Below are 25,685 nucleotides of genomic sequence, written 5' to 3' on the forward strand. Positions count from 1 at the left end.
GTAAACCACGTGTCTACTGCTGCAGCTACGAAAGATAAAAGCGTGTTGTGGGACTGGTTGACAACGGTTGACCATAAGAAACTTGCCATTCTTTATTTAGTGGCAGGCGGACTGTTCTTTATTAAAGCAGGTCTCATGGCAGTATTTATGAGAATTCAGTTGATGACAGCTGAAAACGACTTTTTAACTGGTCAGACATTTAACGAGTTAATTACGATGCATGGTACGATTATGCTGTTTTTAGCAGCTACACCATTAATATTTGCATTTATGAACTTTGTGATCCCGCTACAAATTGGGGCACGCGACGTAGCATTTCCGTTTGTAAATGCTCTTGGTTTTTGGATTTTCTTTTTCGGCGGACTGCTGTTAAGTGTTAGTTGGTTTTTCGGAGGAGGTCCGGATGCCGGCTGGACAGCTTACGTACCGCTCTCAAGCGGAGAGTATGCTGACCTTGGCTTAGACTTTTATGTCCTCGGTCTGCAGGTGTCCGGTATCGGTACATTAGTATCGGGTATTAACTTTATCGTAACGATTATTAATATGCGGGCACCTGGCATGACAATGATGAGAATGCCATTGTTCTGCTGGACCGGCCTGGTCATATCCATTCTTATTGTATTTGCATTTACACCGCTTGCTGCAGGGCTTGCTTTGTTAATGCTTGACCGTTTATTCGGCGGACAATTCTTTATTCCAGATATGGGTGGTAACGCTGTTTTATGGCAGCACATTTTCTGGATCTTCGGTCACCCGGAAGTATATATATTGGTTCTTCCAGCATTTGGCATTATTTCAGAAGTTGTACCGGCGTTTTCAAGAAAGCGCTTGTTTGGATATACAGCCATGGTATTTGCCACACTTGTTATTGCGTTTTTAGGTTTTATGGTTTGGGTTCACCATATGTTTACCGTTGGATTAGGACCGATTACTAACTCCGTCTTTGCGATTGCTACGATGGGGATTGCAGTACCTACCGGTATCAAGATTTTTAACTGGCTCTTTACGATGTGGGGCGGTAAGATTACGTTTAATACGGCCATGCTCTGTGCATCCTCGTTTGTTCCTACATTTGTTTTAGGTGGGGTCACAGGGGTTATGCTTGCCATGACACCAGTTGATTACTTATATCACGACACATACTTTGTTGTCGCTCACTTTCACTACATTATAATCGGTGGTATTGTTTTAGGCTTGCTTGCAGGTCTGTATTACTGGTATCCAAAAATGTTTGGCCACAAGCTCAATGAAAAACTTGGTATGCTCATGTTCTGGCTGTTTTATATTGGCTTCCACATGACGTTCTTTATTCAGCATATCCTTGGTTTAATTGGTATGCCGCGTCGTGTGTATACGTATTTAGAAGGCCAGGGCATGGAAACAATGAACTTAATTTCAAGTATCGGCTCGTTTGTTATGGGTGCTGGTATTCTTGTTCTTCTTATTAACGTTGTTTATTCTGCGTTCAAAGCAGAACGTATTACCGTTAACGACCCATGGGATGCGCGCACACTTGAGTGGGCAACACCAACGCCTATTCCTGAATATAACTTTGCACAAACACCGCAAGTACGTTCTTTAGATCCGTTGTTCTATGAGAAAATGCATGGTGACGGCACCATTAAACCAGCTGAACCAATGGAAGATATCCATATGCCAAATGGATCCATTCTGCCGTTTATTATTGGTCTTGGCTTGTTTACTTGGGGATTTGGCATGGTGATGATAAATATGGAAAACCCAATTATCCCTCCAGCCGTCGTAATTGGTGTCGGATTTGTATTAACGTTTGGTTCCATGTTTATACGTTCCATCAAAGAAGATCACGGTTATCACATTCCGGTAGAGCAAGTGAAGAAAATAGAAAAGGAGGTAAGCTGATATGTCTAGTTCAGTAGATTTCTCAAAAGGCCTCCCCTCCCATCCGGAAAAAGCGACATTAGAAGGGAAAAATAAATTTTTAGGCTTTTGGGTCTTCCTAGGCGGGGAAACCATCATGTTTGCTACCTTTTTCGGTACATTTTTAGGGCTGAGAGAAGGGACAGCTGGTGGACCAACGGCAGAAGAATTATTTTCCCTGCCGCTCGTCTTCATCATGACGATGCTATTGTTGACGAGTTCTTTAACAAGTGTATTAGCAATGTTTTCCATGAAAAAGAACAATCACAAAAGCATGCTTGTTTTAATGATCGTGACTGTTCTGCTCGGGGCAGCGTTTCTTGGCTTTGAGATATATGAGTTCGTCGAATACGTTCATCATGGCCTCGGGTATACTACTAGTGCGTTTGCCTCTTCATTCTATACGTTAGTCGGCTTGCACGGAGCGCACGTGTTATTTGGACTTTGCTGGATTACTACACTTATTATTCGTTACAGTCGTTCAGGTATTACGTTAACAAATGCGCCAAAGTTTTATGTAGCTAGTTTGTATTGGCACTTTATTGACGTAATCTGGGTCTTTATCTTTACCGTTGTTTATCTATTGGGAATTGGAGGTGCATAAAAATGGCAGATGATTTATCGAAACCATTTCCGAAAAGTTCGATGTCAGAAGAAGAAATCATGAAAATTAATAAAGAACGAAGAATACAAGTCACATCATTTGCTTTCATGATTTTCTTAACGATTCTTGCGTTCGTTGCCGTTGCAACAGAAATGATTGAAGTAGGCTTTGCTATTCCGTTTATTTTACTGCTGGCGGTCATTCAGTTTTTCTTGCAAATGTACTACTTTATGCATCTTAAAGACAAAGATCACGGCTGGCCGAATGCATTCATTATTTCGGGTGTGGTGTTATCCACTCCGGCACTGATTGCATTAATCCTGCTCTTAGGGGTTACAAAATATTAATGTTTTAAGAAAAACTGCTTCAGGTATATACCTGAAGCAGTTTTTCTGTTCACTTGATTGTTATACGTTCATCCAAGTGAAGATATTTGTATCGTGTATAATAGAGATAGGTTAGGCAAGATAGGAGGTTGTTGGTCGGATGAGTAATGAAAACGAAATGCGCCATTATGAAGAGAATCAACAGGCCAATGATAAAACGAATGTATGGATTGCTGTGATTCTTACGATTGTGGTTAACGGTTTGGTCACCGTGCTGTTTTTTATGGATGGATTTGGAGATGGAGACGTTGGATTTGATTTAACGATTTTACCGATGATGAACGCGATATTTAACAGTTTCACAACAGTCTTCTTACTAGGGGCACTGTTTTTCATTTTAAGGAAAAACGTAACGATGCACCGTCGTTTTATTTATGCAGCATTTACGTCGACGGGGTTATTTTTGATTACGTATGTTACGTATCACGGCCTGGCGGAGTCAACGACGTATGGCGGCAGCGGCTGGCTGGCAGGGGTGTATTACTTTATTTTAATTACGCATATTATTTTAGCAATTGTCATTGTTCCGCTGGCTGTTTTATCTTTTCTGCGAGGTATTAAATTTCAAATCACTAAACATAGGAAAATAGCCCGTTGGACGATGCCATTATGGCTGTACGTTAGTATTACAGGAGTACTTGTATATATTATGATTTCTCCTTATTACTAAAAAAGCAACATGACAATTCCGACGAAGTGAAAGCATTGTATGCGGTAAGCAGATCGGAGAAAAGTTAAGACAATGAATGGCAGCAAAAAGAGGGTGAGACATAGCGGTCTCTAAAGAGTAAAAAAACGCTTCCGATTATCAAAAACGATAGTCGGAAGCGTTTTTTGATGATACCCAGATTTATCTTTTGTCTGGCGGTGTACTTTTTCACATTCACCGATATGAGGGCGTGTCCCATTTCATTTTTTTCACTCTGTCTTTGTCTCTCACCAACATAATGTATTTTTGTACCATCCACCCTTTGACGCAGAAAGGGTCTGTATCAAAAGCCTCTAAACGGAAAAGCCATGGGCGCCATCCAGAGAGACGATGACCACGGCTTTTGGGTAAGGTAAGAACGTATTAAAAGTTTGGCGTTTTCATGGTCCAGAAAAAGCGCCTGCCCGCGGCAAGTGAACCTGAAGAGTCATTCATACGAGAAAGATCTACGTTCATCCAAACAACAAACCTTATAGAACCGAAAAAAGGGCTGTCAAACGGTCATTTTTCATGACCTTTTGATACAGCCCCCTTTTCATTTACTGGATGTTGTCCCAGCCTCTTTTTAGACTTTAAAATTCAGCTTAATAATACCGGCTTCTTTAGCTGATGTAAATGCAATCACTGCAAGCGGCCCGATAATAAACCCGATAATCCCAAATAGAGTCAGTCCGATATATAACGAAATTAATGTAGCTAATGGGGACAGCCCGATATGGTGTCCCATCACTTTTGGCTCAACCGTCCGGCGGATAATTAAAAGCACTGCTGCTAAGATGAGCAGTTGCGTACCGGTTACCAAGTTCCCGGAAATGAAATAATAAAGGGACCACGGTGCCAGCACAGCAATGGAGCCGATAATCGGTATAAAATCGATAAGCCAAATAATGATGGACATAATGATGGCAACATCAGGAGTGAAGATATACAAACCAATAATTGTCACAATAAAAATAATGATACTAACTAAAAACTGAGCTTTAAAAAATCCTAATATAACGTAAGACAGTCGAGATGTCATAAATTTAAATTTCTCTGCTGTATCTTCTTTCATAAATCCATACATTTGCTTTTTAAGGCGTGGCAATTCGATTAAAAACAAAAATAAAGCAATCAAATAAACAAGAAAAGAAACAAGGTAACTAGGAATAGCGGTCACCATTCCGGTGATTTCATTAATCAAATCACCACTTGATATTTGATCACGCAAATTGGTTAACATTTCAGTAATTTGATTGTTAATTTCATGAATAACTTCAGGCGGTAAATCCCATTCCTCATAAGCTGCCTCAATTTTATACTGAAGGTTCAGCCAAGTTCGATTTAAATCACTGATATAAGCTGGCAGATTTTCAGCAAGATAGACCACTTGGGTTACAACTTGCGTAATAAGAATGTAGCCGCTCACACCAAGGATACATAAAAAGAGTGTGAAAACAAGAGTGACAGCAATACTTCGTTTCACACGAGTTTTGTCCATCACAAAACGCACAGCGGGTGATAAAAACAGTGCCGTCAAAAGGGCGAGAATGATAGGGCCAGAAACCGGCAGTATGTAGTATGCAGCAACAAGAATGAGAACAATCGCAATAATGCGCAGTAGTATTTTTTTGTTCAATATGGAAGACACGTCCAGTCTCCTTTCAACTAGTACCGAATTCTATATTTAGATACACACAACATACTTTGAGCGATAATTTCATTATAATATGAAAAAAATCGAATGAACAGCAAAAACATTCGCTGTATATGTCTTAGACCATGAAAGAGAAAAACCGGTGAATACAGGTATTCATCCGGTTTATAGAAAGGTATATGTAACAGAGCAGCTCGCACTGCTTATTTGTTGGCTTCTACCAATTCATTGTAAACGGTTTCTATCTTATTTTTGCATTTTGTTACGATTTTATCTGGAAAATCCTCATCGTATTCGACTCCATGTGGATAGTAGTGTCTGCCTAAAAATGGTGTCATTAATTGTACTTTTGCATCTTCTTTTGGGATTTCACCTTCGGCTGCAACAGCTTGAAAACGCAGGAAATACGTCGCATCATCTGTCTTATCAAGCATTTTGTAGTCAAATGTTACGCGTTCGTAATCCCATTGTCCTTCATGAATAAAACCGTTTTTTTCCATAATGTAAGCTAAGCTTCCAAATTGAAATTCTTTGCCGTGAAAGTCAAAATCTTCAATTTTCATAAATATTTCCCTCCTGAATATAATACACAGTTTATTTTATCATAGTCCGTGCATTTAAACTATGCAAGTGCAGGCTATCCATGCATTTTTACTATCGAAAAGCATAACGAAGTGAAAAAGAGGAAATAGTAAGAAGCGAATCTTTCTTAGGAGGCTGATGATAAAAGTGAGTTCAATTCAAAATGTCATGACAACTGATGTGGAAACGTGCAGACCAGATGAAACAATTTCTGATGCAGCGATGAAAATGAAACAATATCACGTAGGAGCTATCCCAGTTACACAAGAAGATAATTTAATGGGAATGATCACAGACCGTGACATCGTTGTTCGTTGTATTGCTGAACAAAAACCGGAATCTACTCCGGTTTCTGAAGTCATGAGTTCACAAATTATTACCGCTGAACCTGATATGGATATTCACCAAGCGGCAAAAATGATGGCGGAAAAACAAATTCGCCGCCTGCCCATTGTGGAAAATCAACGGCTCGTAGGAATTGCATCTCTCGGTGATTTGGCGGTAGACAAACAAACAGATGCGGAAGCATCATTTGCGCTTAGCGAAATTTCAGAACGTCCTGAAGTACATCATTAGAGTGAATGAGCTGTCCCTTTTAAAAAGGACAGCTCCTTTTGCACGACTATGATGTAGGTAGTTTATTATCTGTTACAGGGATAACGTAGAAAGTAGCAGAACCATAGGCTATTATTTCGTCTTTTTCATTATAGACTCGTCCTTCCGTTGTGACGGTACGTCTGCTTTTTGAAATCATTTTTCCTTCACAGCGCATGGAATCTCCATTTCCAGGTTTTAAATAATTAATTTTTAGTTCTAATGTGACGGTAAAAAAACCTTCAGGGGTGGCAGCATTGGCTACCTCTCCCATGGTTGTATCTAAAACCGTCGCTGTCACACCGCCGTGTACCATCGACATCGGATTGTCCATCCCCTTATGTAGACGAACGGTAATTTCATATGTCTCTTCATCTTTCCATGATCTTGCTGCTTGCAACCAGCTGTCCATGTAAGAAAGATATTTTCCTTGCCGTTTTCCCTCTAAACTGAGAATGGTTTCTTCTAATATGTTCCGTTCTTCCTCGGTTGCTTCTTCTAAAAAAGCATGATAGCGCTGTTGTAACTCTTCGTTTGCCATAGCCGATATTCCTTTCTTATAAACATAATAGCTGATCAGTAACATTGTAACGGAATTCCTGAGCGTTTAAAAGCAAGGAAACTGGGCGAACCAAAACAGGGCATGTGCGTATGATAACAGTAAATAGGTTTAGCTGGAGGTGTGAAAGAGATGAGTCAAGACTCTCTGCCGCCATCGCTTCAAGAGTTTCGTACCTTTCTTTATCGTCATCCTCGGTTGATTAAGGAAGTAAGAGAGGAAAAACGTACATGGAATCAATTGTATCAAGATTGGGTGATATTGGGAGAAGAACATGAGGAGTGGAAACCTTATCGTGTAACAGAAGAAGACAAGAAAAACGATAATCCGCAATCAGCTGATTCTCTTCAACAGTTAATGAAAATGATTGGGCAGATTAACGTAAATGAATTACAACAGCATATTGCTCAGTTCAGTGGTGTGATGGGAAATGTGCAAAGAATGCTGCAGCATTTTCAAAAGTCTTCCGGACCTCCTAAGCCGCCGCAAGATCCGTTTTCATTCAGAGGATTTTAACGATTGGGGGCAGCAAACATATGCATCCAAAGACGTATGCGATGATACAAGCAAAACCCGAGTATAAAGAATTTATACGCTTTCACCCTGAATGGTACCGCACATTGACCAAGCATCCTGAACAAATTGATGCATTTGTCGATGCATCCAAAGTTTATCACGGGCAGACAATGCCGCAGCGTATCGAACGTTTTCAACGAAATATGGATATGGCATTAATGATTTTAAAATTATTAAAATAACAGCTCATACACGTTTAAAAACCCTCCATTGCTGCATACTAAACAAGCAAAGGAGGGTTTTTCATGATAAAAAAGGTTCTCTTCGGCCTGCTTTTTCTTATGACACTATCGTTTGTACCGCTTATAAGCGTCCAGGCATTTGAAGTGATGGACATTGATGATAACAGGGCAGCTCCGGTAATGAAAATGAAAGGTATCCAAACAGACGATTGGACGTTGCAGTATAAGCTAAAAGGAAAGAATTTATATATTGAATGTGTCATCCCGGATTTTTCACTGGCCAAAAAAGAAAAAGGCGGCGATGGTTATGTGCTTGTAGAGATGAACGGTCAAGCAGCTGCTGAAATGCATCAAGCAGCATTCATTATGAAAGGTCTGCCTCCTGGAAAGCATTCGATTACCATACGGCCTGTGCCATATGATGGGACTCCAACAGTTGAAACTATCGACTTTGACATTGAAATCCAAGAATAACGATCTGTGGTTTCGTCTTGTACCATTTTCCGTGTTATACTAAATGACACGGGGGTGTTTATATGACGGTAATGATGTCAACCTCGATTGATCTGTTGGATGAATCGACGTTACTTGGACAAATGGTTTTACAGTCTGAGGTATATATACATTATAAAGAAGCACGGCAAAGAATGAATGAAGATCGTAAAGCGCAGCAGCTAGTCGCATCGTTTGCGGAATGGAAAGATAAATATGAGGATGTGCAGCGATTTGGAAAATATCATCCTGATTATAAGACGATTTCAAAACAGGTGCGCGCAGTAAAACGCGAGCTTGATTTGTATGAACCTATTGCTGTGTTTAAAAAAGCTGAAAAAGAATTAGAAAATCTGTTGAATGACGTTTGTGCAGAAATTGCTGGGGCGGTTTCCCCTGCGATAAAAGTACCAACAGGAAATCCGTATTTCGATAATATGTCATGCGGAGGCGGCTGTGGATCTGGAGGAAGCTGCGGCTGCAGTTAATACATTAACAACTCCTCATGGGCGACGACGCCAGAGGAGTTGTTTTTATGTATCAATCAAAGAAGCCAGATTGTTCCACTCAGAGCTTGGTGCTGGTCAAGTTTTTTTAAGATATTGATAAGAAATGCCAAGCTGATAGGAGGAGCATCCATGTTTAACGGGCAATTTTATGATCAAACCATCATAAATGCAGATATTTGGGATGTGTGGAGTTTTTTTAAGAATCCACAAAATATAGTACGGCTGACTCATTTTCCAGTCGTATCTATTGAAAGTGTTGAACAAAACAAAACAGGTACTATCATCACGCTGCAAATAGATACAAAGGTGAAAAACGTTTATTGGCAAGCGAAAATAACAGATGTAAAGCCGCCTCGTCAATTTATTGATGTTGGAGAAAGAATGCCGTACCCTTTGACGGATTGGAAACATGTTCATTCATTTGAACAGTGGGGGGAATTGGTTTGTGTAACCGATACTATTATGTTTGAAAGCAAATGGCCAGCTTGGTTGATTAAACAAGGATTAAAGGCAATGTTTACTGGCCGCAAAAAATATTTACGCTCGCATTTTTCTTAGAAAGAGAAAGAGCCCTCAGCGGTTTGCGCCAAGAGCTTTTCTATAGGACATGCTCCTATGTGCTGCTCGTGTACCCTAAGGGCCAACTTTCTTATCAAATCGGTCACTTTTTTAGAAGGGAATAGATGTTATTTGCCAAGGTAGCGATGAATCAAAGCAAGGATTGATCTGCGAGTCATTATTCCTATAAACGATTGTTCATCGTCTTCAATACATACAAATGGATGGTTAATGGAAAGCATTAGTGCTTTTCCAAACGTTTCGTTCTTGTTCATTTTAGGAACTTTTGTTGTCATTACATCACAAACTTTATAATCGTGGAGACGCTCCATTTCAATTCGTTCGATTCCTAAAATAGAATCAAGAATTTGCGCTTTGCTAATTTGTCCTTGGACTTTGTACTCTGTATCTAATACTGGTATCGCTGTATAACCTGATTTAATGAGCACAAGCAATGCGTGATCGAGTGGATTATTCAATTGCACATGTGCTACTTTTTCATGAGAAATCATTAACTCTTTAATCTCATTATCAACAATTTGACTATTTTTTAATGTTTGTAACATGAACATCACTTTCTTTCTGAATGGAATTTTTCCGTTAGGAAAAAGAAAGTGGCCCTTTCATGTTGCATCACGTATACCCAATATAATAGTAGAGGGAGAAGGAGGTATTGTCAAGAATGTTTGAAAACGCTTTCTGTCTCTTTCTATGTTTTCCTTAAAAAATCCAACAACCTATACCCCGGTTTTTAATGCCTTAAACCTTATTTTCTCATATTAAAGGCTGCATTTAATTGGCCGCGTAACATGCGTTCACGCAGTTCTTTTTTGGATAGTTTTTTTTGTTCCATCCGGCGGATATCAAATGTTTGCATACCGTCTTCCATTTTGTTTGCAATATCTACAAGCCGTTCAACATCATCAAATGAATACTTTCGTGTACCACCTTTTGTCCGTTCTGGAAAGATAAGTTTCCGCTCTTCGTAATAACGAATTTTTCTTTCTGACAAACCCGTTAATTCACTGATGATACCAATGGTGATTACTTTTTTATCTTTGTAAGAAGACATGCGATATGCACTCCTTTATGTTACCAGAAACGATGTGTGTTGCTATTAATATATCATACTTGTTAGAAAAAAATATTTTTTTATGTGAGAAAACCTAACACAATCAATCTAAAAAAATATATATTTTCCACTAGGAGAACAGGAAATATTCGCGCTATAATAAAAGTAACAGCTGTTTGATAAAAAGAAAGGATGGATAAGTCTATGGAATTGAGTGAGGGATTATTATCACGCAGAACGATACATAAGTTTACAAATGAACCAGTGGATAAGTCTGTTATTGAAAAGGCAGTACACTGCGCTGTTCATGCACCAAACCATAAAATGACAGAGCCATGGCGCTTTTATGCAATGACAGGTGAAACGAAAGAAAAACTTGCGAAAAGACGCAGCGAGTTAAAAGTGGAGAAATTTTTGGACAAGAATTCAGAGCGCGCTAAGCAGGCCAAAGAAGATGCATATCAATTTATGATTGATTTACCCTGGGTGATTGCTGTGACGACCCATCGATATAGTGTGGATCCAGTTAGAGAGAAAGAGGACTATGCCGCGGTGGCTTGTGCGATTCAAAACTTTATGCTTGCAGCGTGGGAAGAAGGGGTTGGAACAAAGTGGGCGACCGGGCAGCTCGTCAATGATTCTATTGCAAGAGAGATTGTGCAGCCAAAAGAGGAAGAAGATATTATCGGCTTTTTATTTCTAGGTTATCCAAAAGAGGTTCCAAAACGAATAGAGCGTCATGAAACAGAGAGTGTCAGCTGGCTGGAGTGAAGAAATATGAAAAACAGCATGAATAAAGGTGTTTTCGCGTTCGGTCTTGCGTTTATTGTTCTGATCACAGCAGGTTTATTCATTCCTATTCAATTAGAGGCACCGCCTGATGCACGAACGATAGTAGATCATAACACCCGCGTGTATGTTACCCCGCCGTGTTTTAACCAGGCAGATATGACAAATTATTTACAGGAAACAGACTACAGTGAAGCGAAGGAACTAGGTTATGAACCAGAATCATCATGCACAGTCGAAACATTAGTAGAAGAAGATGTTCCAATTGTGGTTGCTCTGCTAAAGACAATCGGTGTTGCCAATACGAAATGGGATGATGAATTTGTGTGGGGATAAGACAAATTCGAGGCGTATGAAAGCACGCAATAGAACGATTGGCAGATAAAGAGCGTTTGCCGGATGAGTTTCGCTTAGACAGTTATAGACAAAAGAATGGTATGAAATGGTGCAAAAAAACCTTTGTGATGATTAGGCTCGTGTGATAACCTAATATTTGTGAAATTTTCTGATAAACAAAAGAACGGAAGACAAACAAAGCATAGGAGATGTTTAACTGATATGAAAGTAGCTAAATTTGGAGGCACTTCATTAGCAAGTGCAGAACAAATTAAAAAAGTAACAAATATTGTTACTGCCGATAATGATCGCAAAATCATCGTTGTATCAGCCCCAGGCAAACGCAGCGATGATGATACAAAAGTAACGGATTTGTTAATTGGCCTTGGAGAAACGTATTTAAACGAAGGAAAGGCTGACGACGCTCTAGCAGCCGTTGTGGAAAGGTACCGCGACATTGCTGAGGGGCTTGGACTTGATGATGATATTGTGAAAACAATCAAAGATGATTTGAAGAGCCGCCTCGCTTATGATACGTCTAATGAAGGGCAGTTTATGGACCAGCTGAAAGCAAGCGGGGAAGACAATAATGCAAAAGTTATTGCTCGTTTTCTTCAACGTCTAGGATACACGGCTGAATACGTGCATCCAGAACAAGCTGGGTTATTTGTCAGTGATACTCCTGGGAATGCTCAAGTGCTTCCTGAAGCATACGATCATTTGTATAAGCTGCGTGATAAAGACGGTATTCTTGTTATTCCAGGGTTTTTTGGCTATTCAAAGGAAGGCCGTCTCGTAACATTCCCGCGCGGCGGTTCCGATATTACTGGTTCCATCGTTGCAGCAGGGGTAAAAGCAGATATGTATGAAAACTTTACGGATGTAGACTCCGTATTTGCTGCTAACCCAAAGGTGGTGGATGAGCCGTGCTCTATTAAACGCATGACTTATCGTGAAATGCGCGAGCTCTCTTACGCAGGTTTCGGTGTATTTCATGATGAGGCGCTAATTCCTGCTTTTCAAAGCAATATTCCAGTGTGTGTGAAAAATACAAATAACCCGGAAGCTAGTGGAACCATGATTATTAACGAACGAGAGTATGCCACGAACCCAGTGATTGGTATTGCTGCTGATAAAGGTTTCAGCACTATTTATGTACGCAAGTACTTGATGAACCGTGAAGTTGGATTTGGCCGCAAGCTCTTAGAGATTATTGAAGATGAAGAAGTGTCTTATGAACACATGCCTTCTGGTATTGATGACACTTCTGTCATTCTCGATGATAGTCAGCTAACGCCAGAAAAAGAAGATCGAATGATTCGTCGTATTATTGATGAATTAAACGCTGATGATGCTTATATCGAAAAAGGTTTTGCTATGATTATGCTTGTTGGAGAAGGTATGCATGAAACCGTTGGTATTGCGTCTCGTGCAACCAAGGCAATTTCTGAACAAGGTGTCAATATTGAAATGATTAATCAAGGTTCTTCCGAAGTGTCCTTATCGTTTGGTGTTCATGAAAGCAGCGTAGATGATGCTATTCGCGGGCTGTATGAAGAATTTTTCAGCGAAAAGAAAGTGTTGCAATAAAAAAGTCTGAGCATTTAAAAAGGATGTAGACCCATAGACAAGCACGGCTGGTATAAAAATAACCCGTTGTCAGCGGATGGATAGTCATTCGTGTCAGTAGGATGTTATATGCATTTTAAGCAGGTTTACGTTGATGCCATTGAGGAGTTTACAAAAAAGAACCTCGTTCCTGGCCAGGAACGAGGCTCTTTTTCTAACGGGACCGATTTTCTTTTTCTTCAAGCAGAAGTTGTTTGAGTTCTTGGACATCACGCTGCAGTTCGTCAATTTGTTTTTCATTCGTAAAAGGAGTAGGTTCTTTATTGTCATCTTTTTTATCGTTATTTGCTGCTAACTCCATTTCGTTTGCTTTTTCCACATTGTTTACGATTACACCGATAAACAAGTTGAAAACAACAAACGTACCAACGAGTACGAAGCTGACGAAGTAAATCCAAGACAGCGGTTCTTGTTCGAAAATAGGCCGCATGACATTACTTGCCCAAGACTCTAGTGTTACTACTTGGAAAAGAGTAAGAAATGATAGCTGCAAGTTTCCAAAATACTCAGGAGCGATGTCTTGATAGAGCATTGTGCCAATAACCGCATAAATATAAAAGATAATACCCATCAAGATGAGAATATTGCCAAGAGCAGGGATTGTTAACAGCAGTGCATCTACGAGCCTGCGCAGCGACGGTATGACCGATATTGCTCGAAGCACACGGAGCACGCGCAAAATACGCAGTACTGTAACAAAGTGTGCGCCGGCAAATACATGCCCTGCAAAAACAATGAGAAAATCAAACCAATTCCAAGTACCTTTAAAAAAGGATAGGGCAGGTTTGGCAGCAATCATGCGCAGAATAATTTCTATGGTGAAAATCCAAAGCAGCACTCGGTCTAATGCATAAAAAACAGAGGTATAATCTTGATATAACCGCGGGTATGTTTCCAATCCAACAATGAGTGCATTGATTACGATAAAAATCATGATGGTGGCAAGAAAGGCACGGTGTTCTACCAAACGGGCAATCTTTTTTCTTATATGTGCGACAGCCTCGCGGTTCATATGTAAAAACATTCCTCTCCTTATTTTCTTGTTTGTCTAATGATACCCTTTTAAATTTTACTAAAAGAAAAACGAAGTGAAAAGGTAAAAGCATGGAAAAACAATGGAGATATCATGACACTTGCTGAAAAAGGTTTTCATTTAAATATAGGGATGAATAAATAGTTTGATGTGTTACGCGTTAGGAAAAGTTACCTTTGTGAAGGGATGAAAGGATAAGAAAAATGCAATTATCCGGAAAGAAGGAAATGTGGCTGGGTTGAAGGAGCTTCTACGAAGAACGTACATGTTCTGTGTTGAACGTAGAAGTAATTACCTCCTGTGGGAGGTGCGTCCTGTGGCAGCATCGAATGGAACGTCCTCCTGTGAGCCCGGCGGCAATTCAAGTTTTGCCTGGTTAGTGAACCTGAAGAGCTGCCCGATTCGAAAGGAAAAGGTGATGATAACCTTAATAAGCTTTAGAATATCAAAAAAGAGCAGCTCCAATAAAGGAGCGCTCTTTTTTGATTTATGTCAGCGGACTTTTAGTAGAAGCACCTAATTCTTTGGAACGATTAATTGCTTCTTGGATTCCTTCTTGAAAATGTTCTTGCAAGCGGTGGTGTTTAAACAATGTAAACGCTGCTTCTGTCGTACCACCTGGACTCATTACTTCTTGATAGAGATCATGCGGCGTTTTTTCTGTTTGCTGCAGACGTTTAGCTGCCCCGTGAAGTGTTTGGACAATGAGCTCTTTTGCCTCTTTGTCGGGAAGGCCGGCTTCTGTTGCTGCTGTTTGCATAGCTTCTACGAGATAATAAAAATAGGCAGGACCGCTTCCAGAAATACCAGTGACAGCATCCATCTTGCTTTCTTCAATCGTTGTCACTGTACCAATTGCTTGAAAGAGAACAGAAGACATATCCAAATGATACGCATTCGTGTAATACCCTTTGCAAAGAGCGGTTGCTGAAGCATTTACTTTTGAAGACGTATTTGGCATAGCACGGATAACCGGCGTTTCCTTTTCGAAAAGCTGTTCGATATAACCAGTTGAGAGACCGGCTAATACAGAAATAATTAAATGTTTGTCTGTTGTGCTGCCTTTAATCGTTGATATGCCTTCTGCAGCATGTTTTGGTTTGAATGCTAAAATGACAATATCGGCCTTCTCGACGGCTGCTTTGTTAGAGCTTGTGGTTTGTACGTCATAGCGCTTCTGTAATTCATCAAGACGCTGCTGCTGGCTTTTATTCGTTACGACAATTTGCTCTGGAGAAACAAGCTGTTCGGACAGCAGGCCGCCAATAATGGACTCTGCCATCGATCCGGCGCCGATGAAAGCAAGCGTTTTGTTTTCAAGCATTCTATATCCTCCTATTCTTTGATTTGTCCGCTGCCCACTACAATATATTTTGAAGAAGTTAATGCTTTAAGGCCCATTGGACCACGGGCATGCAGTTTTTGTGTGCTGATGCCAATTTCTGCACCGAAGCCGAATTCATCCCCGTCAGTAAAACGGGTCGAAGCGTTATGGTAGAGCGCTGCCGCATCAATGTGGCGGAAAAAGAGCTGCTTATTTTCAGCAGTTTCCGTAATAATAGCTTCAGAATGCCCTGTGCCGTATTTTTTTATATGGGACACTGCCTCTTTTGCATGTTCTACGGTTTTTACAGCAACAATCAAATCCAAGTATTCTTCCTTCCAATCATTTTCAGTGGCTGGTTTTACTTGTTCGTGTACGTGTTGTACTGCTTGATCTCCTCGAATGTCGACTCCTTTTTCAAGCAATGCACGGACAAGTTCTGTGCCGTGCTGGTCAAACCAGGATTGATGAACAACTATGGTTTCACAAGCGTTACATACTGACGGGCGCTGTGTTTTGGCATTAACGGCAATCGCTATTCCCATATCTTTATCAGCTGTGTCATCAATATAGACGTGGCAGTTCCCGACGCCGGTCTCTAGCACAGGAACAGATGATTGTTTGACGACAGCCTGGATAAGGCCGGCACCGCCTCTTGGGATTAAAACATCCAAGTAATCATTCATTGTAAACATTTCTGAAGCAGCTTCTCTGGATGTATCTTTTGCTAATTGAACGGCATCTGTTGTAATGCCTTCTGCTTGAAGAGCAGAATGAATGGATTGGACAATTGCTTTATTGGAGTAATAAGCGGAGGAACTTCCTCTCAAAAAGGCAGCGTTTCCTGTTTTAATACAAAGACCGGCTGCATCAGCAGTCACATTTGGGCGGGCTTCATAAATGATACCTGCTACACCAAGCGGGACACGGATGCTGTCGATTTGTAACCCGTTGGGGCGCTCCCAACTTTCGATTGTTTCACCAATAGGGTCTTTTAATGATGCTACTTGCTGAAAGCCATTCGCCATTCCTTTAATTCGGTCTGGTGTTAAGCGCAGGCGGTCAAGAAGTGCTGCGGATAATCCATTTTTTTCTCCTTGTGCTAAATCCTTTTCGTTCTCTAAAAGGATGACATCCATGTCATCTAAGAGGCATTCACTCATTTTATGCAGCAAGCTGTTTTTTTCTTCTGTTGACAGCAAAGCCATTTCTTCAGAGGCTGCTTTTGCTTTTTGTCCTTGTTCTCTTATAACTCCCATTTATATCCTCTCCTTTGGCAGATGTACCCATTCATCTCGGTGAATAACTTCTGCTTTATTAGTAACGGTTAATAATGATGCGTCATAAGACGATTTTCCTTTAATTTCTTTGATCTCGTTTGCAGACATGTTGACTTGCCCTTTGCCGATAATCTGACCTTTTTGGTCTTTTACTTCTACAACGGCGCCGCTCTCAAAGTTTCCTTGCACGTTGATAATGCCAGCTGGAAGCAGGCTTTTTCCTTTATCAAGAAGGGCTGTTTTAGCTCCATTGTCAATCGTCAGCCCACCGGCAGGCAGAGAATGCAGGGCAAGCCACTGTTTTTTGCTGTTTAGCACAAAGCTGCCTGGAAAACCAATGTATGTGCCATCGCCTTTGCCAGCAAGAATGTCAGATAAAAAGGCGGAACCGAAGCCTGTGCCGATAAAAGTACGTAATCCTAGAGACAATGCTGTTTCTGCAGCTTCTAACTTGGATTTCATTCCGCCTGTCCCCACGTTCGAACCTGCATCACCAGCTTGCTCATACAAATCAGGAGTAATTTCTGATAAAAAGTGATAGCGTTTCGCTTGTGGGTTAGTGTTCGGATTAGAATCATAAATGCCGTTGATATCGGTTAAAATGATTAAACAATCGGCGTGAATAAGGCCGCCAACAAGTGCAGAAAGCATATCGTTATCGCCAAATGTCAGCTCATCAACGGCAATGGTATCATTTTCATTAATAATAGGCAGAACACCGCGGTGCAGCAATTCAGATAACGTAGAGTATGCATTTTGATATTGTGATTTGTTGGAAAAATTACTTCTTGTTAATAAGATTTGGCCGGTTTCTATCTTATACTCGTTAAAAGCTTCGGTATATGCCTGCATTAATAAGCCTTGGCCGACAGCAGCTGCCGCTTGCTTACCAGCCAAAGTAACGGGACGAGTTGGATAGTTCAAACCGGAAAATCCTGCTGCAACAGCTCCAGATGAAATAAGAATGACTTGATGCCCTTCGTTTCGCAAGGCAGCAATAGCATCTGTATAACTTTTTAATTTTTCGCGGCTTAATTCACCACCTGGATTAGTGAGTGAACTGCTGCCTATTTTGACGACAATACGCTGTTTTTTCATGACAATCACCTTAAATAAGTAGTCGTATAGGACTGTGTTATTCTCTAGAAACGAACAAACGATGATAATTAGCTAACAATAAAAAAACTCTTCTGTCCTTCGTAAAGGACGGAAGAGTTGTTCCCGCGGTACCACCTTTATTGGAATACACAGAAGACAGACGTCTATCCCTGTGTATTCCCGCTTTCTCCAGTAACGTTAGAGGGACGGTCAGGTTTATCCCTGACAGCTCCAGGGCGGGTTCAGAGATGCCGATATCCTGTAAAACCTCTCAGCCTAGGGCTTTACTCTCTGTTGGTGATCATTCTCTTACTATTCCCTTTCACAGCATGATCATATCAATTTGCAAAAAGTTCAGTTATATTTTACAAGGAACGTCATCCATAAAATATCCAGTTATCATATTATGTGAAAAAATCTTTTCATTTGTCAAGTCTGCTGCTAAAAATTATATTCAACAAGGAGGTGTACAACATGGAGACAACGAAACAAAACATCGTGATAACAGGAGCTTCAAGCGGCATAGGAGAATCTTTAGCACGAATGGCTGCAACACAAGGACACTATCCTGTGTTGATGGCAAGGTCAAAAAAGCATTTGCAGCGTATACAGCGGGACATTCAAGCTGATGGTGGGGCATGTTCAATATATGTTTGTGACGTGACGGATGAACAGCAGGTAAAGCAAACAGCTGCTTCTATAATGGATGATGTAAAGAAAGTGGATATCCTGATTAACAATGCCGGATTAGGCCGATTTATGTTAACAGAAGAAACAACTGCAGAAGATGCGAAAGCCATGGTCGATGTTAATATTTTAGGTTTATTTTATGTTGTTAAAGCGGTGCTGCCATTTATGAAAGCAAAAAAGCAGGGACATATCATTAATATTGGTTCACAAGCAGGAAGGTTAGCGACACCGAAATCGTCTATGTATGCAGCGACGAAACATGCATTGATAGGATTTAGCAATGCGCTGCGTTTAGAAACAGAACCGGATGGAATTTTTGTATCAACGGTGAATCCGGGTCCTGTTAAAACTAGTTTTTTTCAAAAAGCAGATCCGAGCGGCCGGTATGAAAAGAGTATTAAACGTTTTGCTATGGAGACAGATGATGTTGCAAAACAAGTATGGGATGCAGCAATCGAAAAGAGAAAACGTGAAGTTAATATACCGAAGTGGATGGCAGCCGTTTCTAAGCTGCATGCCATGTTTCCTGGACTTATAGAAACCCTGGGAAAGCGTCAATTTTATAAAAAATAAGCAACGATAAAATTATTATGTAAACAAAAGTTATAAAAAGCTATTGCAATTGATTGCTGTTAGTTTACCTGGCGTGCTAAACTATAAACAAACCTTCTAAAAAGGAGAGAGAAGGTATGTTTCAAGAAAGAGCTGGAATGGCTGTATGGCTGCACTCTGTCAAACTAGCCAGACAATTACGCAAGTATGGTGTTGTCCATTACGTTTCAAAACGAATGAAATACGCAGTAGTATATTGTAATAAAAGTGACATCGAGCAAACAGTGCAATCATTAGAAGCACTGCCATTTGTAAAAAAAGTAGAGCCGTCTATGAAGCCGGATATTTCTACTGAATTTTCAGGTCCTGTTCATCCAAGAGAGAAGCAATTTGATTATAATGTTGGTATTTAAGTATGCTGTTCTTTTCTTCATTGAAAAGGGCAGCTTTTTCCTTCACGGCAGTATATGAAAGGCAGTTTGAAGAGAAAGAAGGGTATATACTGGCATGGTAGACTGGAAGAAAAATTTATATATTTTAACGGCGTCTGTATTTATTGTTATGGCGGCGATGACAATGATTATTCCGTTTTTGCCGCTGTATTTACAAGATCTTGGCGTCACGGACCCTGAGCAGGTAAGCATCTGGTCAGGTGTTATTTTTGGTATTAATTTTTTTAGTGCTTTTTTAGTTTCTCCGTTATGGGGAAAACTGGCTGATCGCTACGGGAGACGGCTTATGGTACTTCGATCGGGATTTGGAATGGCTGTGGTGATGATCTTAATGGGGTTTGCTACAGGTCCGTGGAGCTTGTTCTTTTTTCGGCTGTTAAATGGGACAATCTCTGGTTTTAATCCGGCCTCTATTACATTGGTTTCCACAAATACCCCAAAGCAGCACGTCGGCTATGCATTAGGTATTCTGCAAGCTGGTGCTGTTGCTGGAAGCATTTGTGGGCCGTTGTTTGGCGGGCTAATGGCAGAGGTGTTTGGATTTCGAACGATATTTAATATTACCGGGCTGGGGATTGCCTTGGCGACATGTGCTGTATTTTTGTTTGTGAAAGAGGATTTTGATCCACCGAAAAATGAAGAAAAAACAAGTACGTGGCAGGATTTTAAAAAAATCGCTGGGATTCAGCCTATACCGTTCGTATACGTCATTGTATTCTTCATTCAGTTTGCACTTGTCGGTGTAAATCCGCTGGTCTCTTTGTTTGTGGAAGACTTAAGCGGCGGAGTCAACAGTGCATTCTTTGCAGGCCTGGCAGTTTCGGCAATGGGGTTTGCTAATATGCTGGCTTCACCACGACTTGGGAAGGTAAGCGATAAAAAAGGAGCTCAATATGTACTGTTTGGCTCGTTAATTGGTGCAAGCATTTTTTCGATTCCGCAAGCTTTTGTTACCGAATTGTGGCAATTAATTGTGATGAGGTTTATGACAGGACTTTGTTTAGGAGGGCTTCTCCCAGCTGCAAATGCGCTTATTCGAAAATTAGCTCCTGAGGGGATGGAGAGCAGAACGTATGGCTTTTCCAACAGCTTTCTCTTTTTAGGTTCAATGCTTGGCCCAATGTTGGGAGGCGTCATTGCAGCAGCGGCTGGTATCCGCTTATTGTTTTTATTTTCTGCTGTGTTATTATTTACAGGTGTTTTGGTGATGTATTTTCAAGTAATTCCTCGTTTGCGGAAGAATGTTTAATCTATCAAAAAAAGGCTGTTCCTCAGGGTATAGGAACAGCCTTGCCCGAATGTTGCGGGCTATGGGAGAGGAGAAACCGGAGGAAGAGCTTATGGGGAAACGTAAGCCTTCTCCGCGGTTAAACAGCAACATGGAATCATGCTGCTGTTTGTCAGTATAGACGCCTGTCAGCAGTTTTATACACAAAAACAAAATTTCTCTTCGAAGTTCTTTGACAGCTACCTATTTTGTGATAGCATTAAATCAATACAGGTGCTTTGGCATCGGTATTACATCTCTTTTGACTGAAATTTATTTGTTTGTGAATAAAGGAACGTGAACATCATGCGTGTTATTTCAGGAACAGCAAAGGGTGTCATTTTGAAAGCGGTACCGGGAATGAAAACGAGGCCGACTTCTGATAAAGTAAAAGAAGCGCTGTTTCATCGAATCGGTCCGTATTTTCGCGGAGGAGCGGGGCTTGATTTGTATGCAGGAACGGGCAGCCTGGGGATTGAAGCGCTGAGCCGGGGGTTTGATTCTTTTGTGTTTGTCGATAAATCCCCGCAGGCTGTAAAAATAATACGGCAGAATGTAAAAGCAGCGTCATTTGAGCAATCCAGCCGTATTTATCGCAATGATACCTCGCGTGCACTGTCAGCGCTTGAAAAAAGAAACGAAGTGTTTGATTTGATTTGTATGGATCCGCCTTATGATTATCAACAATTAGCGGAAATGCTTACCACCATATATGAGAAAGGGCTTCTTCGCTTGTCTGGGTATGCTATTTGTGAGCATCGTTCATCTGTTGAGCTTCCAGACTATGTCAGCGGACTTTCGAAACAACAGGCGCATACTTACGGGGATACGGCTGTTTCTATATATGGATTTGATCATGAAGGAGGGAATATAAAATGACTGCGATTGCCGTCTATCCAGGAAGCTTTGATCCTGTCACAAATGGGCACTTAGACATTATTGAGCGCAGCGCCAAGGTTTTTGACAAGGTTGTCGTAGCTGTTTTACATAATCGTAACAAAGTACCGCTGTTTACAGTGGAAGAACGAGTGCAAATGTTAAAAGAGTCTACTTCTTACATAGGCAATATCGAAGTGGATTCTTTTAATGGTCTGCTTGTCGACTATGTGCGGGAGAAAGGAGCAGCAACGATTGTTCGAGGTCTGCGGGCAGTTTCAGATTTTGAGTATGAATTGCAGGCAGCATCAATTAACCGTAAGCTCGATGCCGATGTAGAAACGTTTTTTATGATGACAAACAATCAATATTCATACTTAAGCTCTAGTATTGTAAAAGAAGTAGCGAAATATCAAGCAGATGTGAAAGAATTAGTGCCGCTTCCTGTTCAAAAAGCACTTCAGGAAAAATACAGTCATTTAACAGAGTAGGAATGTATCATACAGGATGTCCCGTAAGGAAGAAGCGGAACATCCTTTTTTTATTGGTTTTATAACGTTTAAAAAAGGTAAACATGCTAAAGGACAAAAAGCACATCACCTATGCACTTTAACATTTGGATGAGAAGGCTTGTTTCAGGACATGCATCAATATTAGTTAGAGGTGTGCCGTTTGTTTGTCGTATGGATAACGATGATATAGAGTAAAAGCGAAGAAATGGTCACCAGTGTTCCGTATTGAATAAACCATGCTTCGATGCCCTGCCAGCCTGTCTTCATAAATGAAACAGCGGTATCTCCTGTAAATACTGGACGTTCTGCTTGCCTAACGTATAAAGGCTCCCATAATATATATGTTAAGAACATTGCTAATAACCCGTGAAGCCAGCGGGCTGCAAAGAAGGGAGCAAATCGTATGTCTGTGTCTGCAAGCAAACTAGCTACTTGAGCCTGGACAGAAAACCCGCTAAAACCTAGTATGAATCCAACAATCATCGCTTTTTCTAACATATCGGTTTGCTGCAGGTCACTGACTAATTTACTGCCGACTGTAATTTCAAAAAAGCCGGAAAGCCATGGAAATGCCAGGGCTTGATTAAATTGTAAAAGTGACAAAATCAAAGCTGGCAGCATAGACAGTATGTGAATGAAACCAGTGACGTGCAGGATTCGGTATAAGACGGAAAATAATACAATAAATCCGCCAATCATAAGTAAAGTATGAATGGATGTTGATACGGCATCTCCTAACTTTTGTCCAAGCGGACGCTCATCGCTGTCTTGCTCTTTTTTTAGTGCATGAATGGCTGCGGATATGGAAATTTTACTATTTGTATTTGTGCTGGGAGGAGCGTTTTTTCGATAAAATCGCATGATGATACCAACCAGGGTGTTGGCCCCGTAGTGACAGGCAGCTAACAACAAACCTAATGCCGGGTCTTGAAAAAAACCGACGGCGATTGCACCGCAAATAAATAACGGGCTAGATGAGTTAGTGAAGCTGACTAGCCGTTCGGCTTCTTCTTTTGTGAGCTTTTTTTGTTTGCGTAATCTTACGGTAAACTTGGCTCCTGATGGAAAACCAGAAGAAAGCCCCATCGCCCAAACAAATCCTCCGCACCCAGGGACATTAAACAGTGGGCGCATAAAAGGCTCCAGCAAGACGCCGAGGAAACTGACGATACCAAAGGCTATCAACAGTTCGGCTGCAATAAAAAAAGGCAGCAGCGATGGAAAAACGGAATCACTCCACATAGCTAGTCCGCTTTTAGAAGCTTCTAATACATCTTTTGGATATGCAATCAAGCAGACAGTAAACAAAAAAAAGGCAATGGCGATGCCGAGCATACGCATGTCTTTTATGTTCAAGTGAATGGGCCCCCTTCAATGTTGGTTATGTGGCTGGGAAAAGAAAGAGACATGCACGTCGTTTTGCAAGCAGACTTGTCATCTGTGGAAATAGGAAATATGGACGGCACTCGTGTTAAAATAAAACCACCTGTCTGCATACAAGATGGTTGTCTTAATACATGAATATGAGAGCAGCAACATAATTTAGACCAATCGTTTCTAAATCTGTAAGGGGCGATATGGGGAGGGAGGATGTTGGAGAACAGGCAGCCAACCATTGGCCTTGCTCTTGGTGCTGGCGGTGTGCGCGGCTATGCACACATTGGAGTGCTGAAAACGTTTGAAAAGCATGGGATTCCTGTAGATATGATAGCAGGAAGCAGCATGGGAGCCTTAGTTGGTGCGTTGTATGGAGCAGGGCATGAACCTGATACATTAGAGCGGTTTGCTAAGTTATTTAAACGTAAATTTTATCTGGATATTGGTGTGCCTAAAATGGGGTTAGTGCAGGGGAACCGTGTAAAAAACTTAATTTATATGCTTTCTAAAAAAAAGACTATTGAAGACATGCGGCTTCCCATTGCTATTGTTGCAACAGACCTGCATTCTGGAGAAGTGGTTGTCTTCCGGGATGGGTGTGCAGCAGACGCGGTGCGGGCAAGTATTTCGATTCCCGGTATTTTTGTTCCTGAACGATATAGAGGATATACGTTAGTAGACGGTGGCGTGGCAGACAGAATTCCAGCAAGCACTGTCCGGGCGATGGGGGCAGATATCACAATTGCTGTTGATGTATCCTATTACAGAAAAGAGCCTGTGATTAACTCTATTTATGATGTGATTATGCAGAGCATGGATATTATGGGAAAGCAATTAATAAAATACAAAGAAGTCGATGCTGATTTACTTTTAAAGCCGATATCTTCCTATTATAACGCGGTTGTATTTGAACATATCGATGAATTAATTGAAGCCGGTCAAAAAACAGCAGAACAACACATACCTGCTATAAAAAATATGATTAAGCAATGGAAGGAGACAGAACATGGCTCGTCGTCATAAATCAGGGATACAAAAACGCAGCTGGCTTTTGCTTTTATTTCTTATCGTAATGCTGGCTATTTATCAAATTCCGCTTCCATATTTTTATTCACAGCCAGGAGAAGCAACCCCTCTTCACGGTATGATAACGGTTGCCGAAGGGGAGGGGGAGGAAGGTCAATTTCATTTAACGACGATTCGCCAGCAGCGAGCGACAATTCCGCTGTATATTTGGGCTCAGTTTTCTGAGTACCGAAAAATTGTTCCAGCTGAGCTTTATTTACAAGAAGGAGAAACAGATGAAGAATACTTTCATCGTCAAGAAATGCTGATGGACAGTGCACAAGAAGCCTCGAAAATGGCTGCCTATGACCGGGCGGGCTATTCATATGATGTAGAATATCAAGGTATTAGAGTCACAAAAGTCGTTGATGAGATGGATGCTAGTGAACATGTACAAGAAGGGGATTTAATTAAAGCGGTAGACGGTGAAACGGTGGAAACATTAGAAGAAATGAATGGATTACTAGAGGAAAAAACAGCAGGAGACGTGGTAGAATTAACCATTGGACGGAATAGTGAGACGTTGACAGAGTCTGTAACAATTGATACATTCCCAGCGGATATTGATCCTGAAAGAGGGTCTGGTTTAGGTTTGCTTTACCCATTTACACAACGAAATATTGAGTTCCATCCAGATGTAACTATTGATGCAGGCTCCATTGGAGGGCCGTCTGCAGGACTTATGTTTGCACTTGAAATTTATAATCAGCTCGTGGAAGAAGATTTGACAAGCGGGGCAAAGATTGCCGGGACAGGAAGTATAGATGAAGATGGTCAAGTTGGGAGAATTGGCGGCATCGAACAAAAAATTGTAGCAGCTGATAATGCTGGGATAGATGTTTTCTTTGCACCTGATGACGACGCGGCTTCGCCGTCTAATTATGAAGCAGCTGTTGAGACTGCAGAAGATATTGGTACGGATATGGTGATTGTGCCGGTGAAAGAATTTGATGATGCTGTCACGTATTTAGAAAATCATTTAGACGAAAAGACAGCTGTTAAACAGGGATTGGTTTCATAAGTGTCATGAAAGAGGAGGCGGTCTTT

General features: G+C 40.9%; 30 protein-coding genes and 1 other annotated feature. Of the genes, 20 read left to right on the top strand and 10 right to left on the bottom strand.

Annotation, left to right across the window (positions count from 1 at the left end; translation table 11 throughout):
* The first annotated feature begins 9 nt into the window (after positions 1-9).
* The 4 genes from ctaD (at position 10) to BLT18_RS00365 (ending at position 3,559) form a co-directional block, all read left to right on the top strand.
* Entirely contained in the window at positions 10-1,881 is a 1,872-nt protein-coding gene (gene ctaD / locus BLT18_RS00350) for a cytochrome c oxidase subunit I (RefSeq protein ID WP_091270193.1), read from the top strand.
* A 1-nt stretch (position 1,882) separates the two neighbouring features.
* Complete coding sequence (locus tag BLT18_RS00355) at positions 1,883-2,503, top strand: cytochrome (ubi)quinol oxidase subunit III (protein WP_091270194.1); 621 nt, start codon at positions 1,883-1,885, stop codon at positions 2,501-2,503.
* A gap of 2 nt (positions 2,504-2,505) precedes the next feature.
* Positions 2,506-2,850: a cytochrome C oxidase subunit IV family protein gene (locus BLT18_RS00360; protein WP_091270195.1), complete on the top strand. Its 345-nt coding sequence runs from the start codon at positions 2,506-2,508 to the stop codon at positions 2,848-2,850.
* Positions 2,851-3,007: 157 nt separating this feature from the next.
* The gene (locus BLT18_RS00365) at positions 3,008-3,559 is read left to right on the top strand and encodes a DUF420 domain-containing protein (RefSeq protein WP_091271101.1); all 552 of its coding nucleotides are present in this window, start codon (positions 3,008-3,010) and stop codon (positions 3,557-3,559) included.
* A gap of 604 nt (positions 3,560-4,163) precedes the next feature.
* On the opposite strand, the gene ytvI is transcribed toward BLT18_RS00365, so the two are convergent.
* On the bottom strand, positions 4,164-5,228 hold the full coding sequence (ytvI, locus tag BLT18_RS00370; protein WP_091270196.1) for a sporulation integral membrane protein YtvI: 1,065 nt from the start codon (positions 5,226-5,228) through the stop codon (positions 4,164-4,166).
* A gap of 209 nt (positions 5,229-5,437) precedes the next feature.
* Positions 5,438-5,797 (bottom strand): YugN family protein, encoded by a 360-nt coding sequence (locus BLT18_RS00375; RefSeq protein WP_091270197.1) that lies wholly within the window; start codon positions 5,795-5,797, stop codon positions 5,438-5,440.
* A 166-nt stretch (positions 5,798-5,963) separates the two neighbouring features.
* Here BLT18_RS00375 and BLT18_RS00380 point away from each other — a divergent pair, with 166 nt between their 5' ends.
* Entirely contained in the window at positions 5,964-6,392 is a 429-nt protein-coding gene (locus BLT18_RS00380) for a CBS domain-containing protein (RefSeq protein WP_091271102.1), read from the top strand.
* Positions 6,393-6,438: 46 nt separating this feature from the next.
* Here BLT18_RS00380 and BLT18_RS00385 read toward each other — a convergent pair whose 3' ends face one another.
* On the bottom strand, positions 6,439-6,951 hold the full coding sequence (locus BLT18_RS00385; RefSeq protein ID WP_175487314.1) for a PaaI family thioesterase: 513 nt from the start codon (positions 6,949-6,951) through the stop codon (positions 6,439-6,441).
* Between the two features lie 150 nt (positions 6,952-7,101).
* Here BLT18_RS00385 and BLT18_RS00390 point away from each other — a divergent pair, with 150 nt between their 5' ends.
* The 5 genes from BLT18_RS00390 to BLT18_RS00410 all read left to right on the top strand — a co-directional run bounded on the left by BLT18_RS00390 (position 7,102) and on the right by BLT18_RS00410 (position 9,286).
* Positions 7,102-7,485, top strand: coding sequence for a YlbD family protein (locus BLT18_RS00390; RefSeq protein WP_091270199.1), 384 nt, complete (start codon positions 7,102-7,104; stop codon positions 7,483-7,485).
* A 20-nt stretch (positions 7,486-7,505) separates the two neighbouring features.
* On the top strand, positions 7,506-7,727 hold the full coding sequence (locus BLT18_RS00395; protein ID WP_091270200.1) for a YlbE-like family protein: 222 nt from the start codon (positions 7,506-7,508) through the stop codon (positions 7,725-7,727).
* Between the two features lie 63 nt (positions 7,728-7,790).
* A complete protein-coding gene (locus tag BLT18_RS00400) occupies positions 7,791-8,201 on the top strand; it encodes a hypothetical protein (protein ID WP_091270201.1) in 411 nt (136 codons plus the stop codon).
* Between the two features lie 62 nt (positions 8,202-8,263).
* Positions 8,264-8,707 (top strand): YlbF family regulator, encoded by a 444-nt coding sequence (locus BLT18_RS00405; protein WP_407639909.1) that lies wholly within the window; start codon positions 8,264-8,266, stop codon positions 8,705-8,707.
* A 150-nt stretch (positions 8,708-8,857) separates the two neighbouring features.
* Positions 8,858-9,286: an SRPBCC family protein gene (locus BLT18_RS00410; protein WP_091270202.1), complete on the top strand. Its 429-nt coding sequence runs from the start codon at positions 8,858-8,860 to the stop codon at positions 9,284-9,286.
* 128 nt (positions 9,287-9,414) lie between these two features.
* On the opposite strand, the gene cbpB is transcribed toward BLT18_RS00410, so the two are convergent.
* Together cbpB and BLT18_RS00420 are read right to left on the bottom strand one after the other, a co-directional pair.
* On the bottom strand, positions 9,415-9,852 hold the full coding sequence (gene cbpB / locus BLT18_RS00415; RefSeq protein ID WP_091270203.1) for a cyclic-di-AMP-binding protein CbpB: 438 nt from the start codon (positions 9,850-9,852) through the stop codon (positions 9,415-9,417).
* A gap of 200 nt (positions 9,853-10,052) precedes the next feature.
* Entirely contained in the window at positions 10,053-10,358 is a 306-nt protein-coding gene (locus BLT18_RS00420) for a MerR family transcriptional regulator (RefSeq protein WP_091270204.1), read from the bottom strand.
* Positions 10,359-10,562: 204 nt separating this feature from the next.
* On the opposite strand from BLT18_RS00420, the gene BLT18_RS00425 reads away from it, so the two are divergent.
* The 3 genes from BLT18_RS00425 to BLT18_RS00435 all read left to right on the top strand — a co-directional run bounded on the left by BLT18_RS00425 (position 10,563) and on the right by BLT18_RS00435 (position 13,073).
* Entirely contained in the window at positions 10,563-11,129 is a 567-nt protein-coding gene (locus BLT18_RS00425) for a nitroreductase family protein (RefSeq protein ID WP_175487315.1), read from the top strand.
* Positions 11,130-11,135: 6 nt separating this feature from the next.
* Positions 11,136-11,483: a hypothetical protein gene (locus BLT18_RS00430; protein ID WP_091270206.1), complete on the top strand. Its 348-nt coding sequence runs from the start codon at positions 11,136-11,138 to the stop codon at positions 11,481-11,483.
* A gap of 222 nt (positions 11,484-11,705) precedes the next feature.
* Positions 11,706-13,073, top strand: coding sequence for an aspartate kinase (locus BLT18_RS00435; RefSeq protein WP_091270207.1), 1,368 nt, complete (start codon positions 11,706-11,708; stop codon positions 13,071-13,073).
* Between the two features lie 193 nt (positions 13,074-13,266).
* Here the strand turns inward: BLT18_RS00435 and BLT18_RS00440 are convergent, their stop codons facing one another.
* From BLT18_RS00440 to proB, 4 genes are all read right to left on the bottom strand, one after another.
* Positions 13,267-14,124: an ion transporter gene (locus BLT18_RS00440; protein WP_091271107.1), complete on the bottom strand. Its 858-nt coding sequence runs from the start codon at positions 14,122-14,124 to the stop codon at positions 13,267-13,269.
* Between the two features lie 508 nt (positions 14,125-14,632).
* On the bottom strand, positions 14,633-15,469 hold the full coding sequence (proC, locus tag BLT18_RS00445) for a pyrroline-5-carboxylate reductase (protein ID WP_091270208.1): 837 nt from the start codon (positions 15,467-15,469) through the stop codon (positions 14,633-14,635).
* 11 nt (positions 15,470-15,480) lie between these two features.
* Positions 15,481-16,728: a glutamate-5-semialdehyde dehydrogenase gene (locus BLT18_RS00450; RefSeq protein ID WP_091270209.1), complete on the bottom strand. Its 1,248-nt coding sequence runs from the start codon at positions 16,726-16,728 to the stop codon at positions 15,481-15,483.
* The gene (proB, locus tag BLT18_RS00455; RefSeq protein WP_091270210.1) at positions 16,729-17,847 is read right to left on the bottom strand and encodes a glutamate 5-kinase; all 1,119 of its coding nucleotides are present in this window, start codon (positions 17,845-17,847) and stop codon (positions 16,729-16,731) included. It lies immediately after the preceding gene.
* Positions 17,848-17,948: 101 nt separating this feature from the next.
* Positions 17,949-18,182: a binding site (T-box leader), on the bottom strand.
* Positions 18,183-18,321: 139 nt separating this feature from the next.
* Here proB and BLT18_RS00460 point away from each other — a divergent pair.
* From BLT18_RS00460 to coaD, 5 genes are all read left to right on the top strand, one after another.
* Complete coding sequence (locus BLT18_RS00460) at positions 18,322-19,110, top strand: SDR family NAD(P)-dependent oxidoreductase (RefSeq protein WP_091270211.1); 789 nt, start codon at positions 18,322-18,324, stop codon at positions 19,108-19,110.
* A 116-nt stretch (positions 19,111-19,226) separates the two neighbouring features.
* Positions 19,227-19,502, top strand: a complete 276-nt coding sequence (locus BLT18_RS00465) for a YlbG family protein (protein WP_091270212.1) — start codon at positions 19,227-19,229, stop codon at positions 19,500-19,502.
* Between the two features lie 94 nt (positions 19,503-19,596).
* A complete protein-coding gene (locus BLT18_RS00470) occupies positions 19,597-20,790 on the top strand; it encodes an MFS transporter (RefSeq protein WP_091270213.1) in 1,194 nt (397 codons plus the stop codon).
* A gap of 324 nt (positions 20,791-21,114) precedes the next feature.
* Positions 21,115-21,687 carry a 16S rRNA (guanine(966)-N(2))-methyltransferase RsmD gene (rsmD, locus tag BLT18_RS00475; protein ID WP_091270214.1) on the top strand — a complete coding sequence of 191 codons (573 nt, stop codon included), beginning with the start codon at positions 21,115-21,117 and terminating at the stop codon, positions 21,685-21,687.
* The gene (gene coaD / locus BLT18_RS00480) at positions 21,684-22,175 is read left to right on the top strand and encodes a pantetheine-phosphate adenylyltransferase (RefSeq protein ID WP_091270215.1); all 492 of its coding nucleotides are present in this window, start codon (positions 21,684-21,686) and stop codon (positions 22,173-22,175) included. The genes rsmD and coaD overlap by 4 nt, the downstream gene beginning before the upstream one ends.
* A gap of 162 nt (positions 22,176-22,337) precedes the next feature.
* Here the strand turns inward: coaD and ylbJ are convergent, their stop codons facing one another.
* On the bottom strand, positions 22,338-23,552 hold the full coding sequence (gene ylbJ / locus BLT18_RS00485) for a sporulation integral membrane protein YlbJ (RefSeq protein WP_245705138.1): 1,215 nt from the start codon (positions 23,550-23,552) through the stop codon (positions 22,338-22,340).
* 237 nt (positions 23,553-23,789) lie between these two features.
* Between ylbJ and BLT18_RS00490 the strand changes: the two genes are divergently transcribed.
* Both BLT18_RS00490 and BLT18_RS00495 read left to right on the top strand, forming a co-directional pair.
* Positions 23,790-24,596 (top strand): patatin-like phospholipase family protein, encoded by an 807-nt coding sequence (locus BLT18_RS00490; RefSeq protein ID WP_407639910.1) that lies wholly within the window; start codon positions 23,790-23,792, stop codon positions 24,594-24,596.
* Positions 24,580-25,659, top strand: a complete 1,080-nt coding sequence (locus tag BLT18_RS00495) for a YlbL family protein (protein ID WP_091270217.1) — start codon at positions 24,580-24,582, stop codon at positions 25,657-25,659. The genes BLT18_RS00490 and BLT18_RS00495 overlap by 17 nt, the downstream gene beginning before the upstream one ends.
* The last annotated feature ends 26 nt before the right edge of the window (positions 25,660-25,685 follow it).

Origin of the sequence: Alteribacillus persepolensis (genome assembly GCF_900099605.1) — a bacterium.
GTDB lineage: Bacteria > Bacillota > Bacilli > Bacillales > Marinococcaceae > Alteribacillus > Alteribacillus persepolensis.

Bases quoted from the DNA above. Each gene is read 5' to 3' on its own strand.
- BLT18_RS00430 (WP_091270206.1), top strand. From the start codon at position 11,136: ATGAAAAACAGCATGAATAAAGGTGTTTTCGCGTTCGGTCTTGCGTTT.
- proB (WP_091270210.1), bottom strand. From the start codon at position 17,847: ATGAAAAAACAGCGTATTGTCGTCAAAATAGGCAGCAGTTCACTCACT.
- BLT18_RS00495 (WP_091270217.1), top strand. From the start codon at position 24,580: ATGGCTCGTCGTCATAAATCAGGGATACAAAAACGCAGCTGGCTTTTG.
- BLT18_RS00400 (WP_091270201.1), top strand. From the start codon at position 7,791: ATGATAAAAAAGGTTCTCTTCGGCCTGCTTTTTCTTATGACACTATCG.
- BLT18_RS00355 (WP_091270194.1), top strand. From the start codon at position 1,883: ATGTCTAGTTCAGTAGATTTCTCAAAAGGCCTCCCCTCCCATCCGGAA.
- BLT18_RS00360 (WP_091270195.1), top strand. From the start codon at position 2,506: ATGGCAGATGATTTATCGAAACCATTTCCGAAAAGTTCGATGTCAGAA.
- BLT18_RS00365 (WP_091271101.1), top strand. From the start codon at position 3,008: ATGCGCCATTATGAAGAGAATCAACAGGCCAATGATAAAACGAATGTA.
- proC (WP_091270208.1), bottom strand. From the start codon at position 15,469: ATGCTTGAAAACAAAACGCTTGCTTTCATCGGCGCCGGATCGATGGCA.
- BLT18_RS00420 (WP_091270204.1), bottom strand. From the start codon at position 10,358: ATGTCTTCTTACAAAGATAAAAAAGTAATCACCATTGGTATCATCAGT.
- BLT18_RS00470 (WP_091270213.1), top strand. From the start codon at position 19,597: ATGGTAGACTGGAAGAAAAATTTATATATTTTAACGGCGTCTGTATTT.
- BLT18_RS00460 (WP_091270211.1), top strand. From the start codon at position 18,322: ATGGAGACAACGAAACAAAACATCGTGATAACAGGAGCTTCAAGCGGC.
- BLT18_RS00395 (WP_091270200.1), top strand. From the start codon at position 7,506: ATGCATCCAAAGACGTATGCGATGATACAAGCAAAACCCGAGTATAAA.
- BLT18_RS00440 (WP_091271107.1), bottom strand. From the start codon at position 14,124: ATGAACCGCGAGGCTGTCGCACATATAAGAAAAAAGATTGCCCGTTTG.
- BLT18_RS00435 (WP_091270207.1), top strand. From the start codon at position 11,706: ATGAAAGTAGCTAAATTTGGAGGCACTTCATTAGCAAGTGCAGAACAA.
- BLT18_RS00410 (WP_091270202.1), top strand. From the start codon at position 8,858: ATGTTTAACGGGCAATTTTATGATCAAACCATCATAAATGCAGATATT.
- BLT18_RS00465 (WP_091270212.1), top strand. From the start codon at position 19,227: ATGTTTCAAGAAAGAGCTGGAATGGCTGTATGGCTGCACTCTGTCAAA.
- BLT18_RS00390 (WP_091270199.1), top strand. From the start codon at position 7,102: ATGAGTCAAGACTCTCTGCCGCCATCGCTTCAAGAGTTTCGTACCTTT.
- BLT18_RS00375 (WP_091270197.1), bottom strand. From the start codon at position 5,797: ATGAAAATTGAAGATTTTGACTTTCACGGCAAAGAATTTCAATTTGGA.
- BLT18_RS00405 (WP_407639909.1), top strand. From the start codon at position 8,264: ATGACGGTAATGATGTCAACCTCGATTGATCTGTTGGATGAATCGACG.
- rsmD (WP_091270214.1), top strand. From the start codon at position 21,115: ATGCGTGTTATTTCAGGAACAGCAAAGGGTGTCATTTTGAAAGCGGTA.
- coaD (WP_091270215.1), top strand. From the start codon at position 21,684: ATGACTGCGATTGCCGTCTATCCAGGAAGCTTTGATCCTGTCACAAAT.
- BLT18_RS00385 (WP_175487314.1), bottom strand. From the start codon at position 6,951: ATGGCAAACGAAGAGTTACAACAGCGCTATCATGCTTTTTTAGAAGAA.
- BLT18_RS00450 (WP_091270209.1), bottom strand. From the start codon at position 16,728: ATGGGAGTTATAAGAGAACAAGGACAAAAAGCAAAAGCAGCCTCTGAA.
- BLT18_RS00425 (WP_175487315.1), top strand. From the start codon at position 10,563: ATGGAATTGAGTGAGGGATTATTATCACGCAGAACGATACATAAGTTT.
- cbpB (WP_091270203.1), bottom strand. From the start codon at position 9,852: ATGTTACAAACATTAAAAAATAGTCAAATTGTTGATAATGAGATTAAA.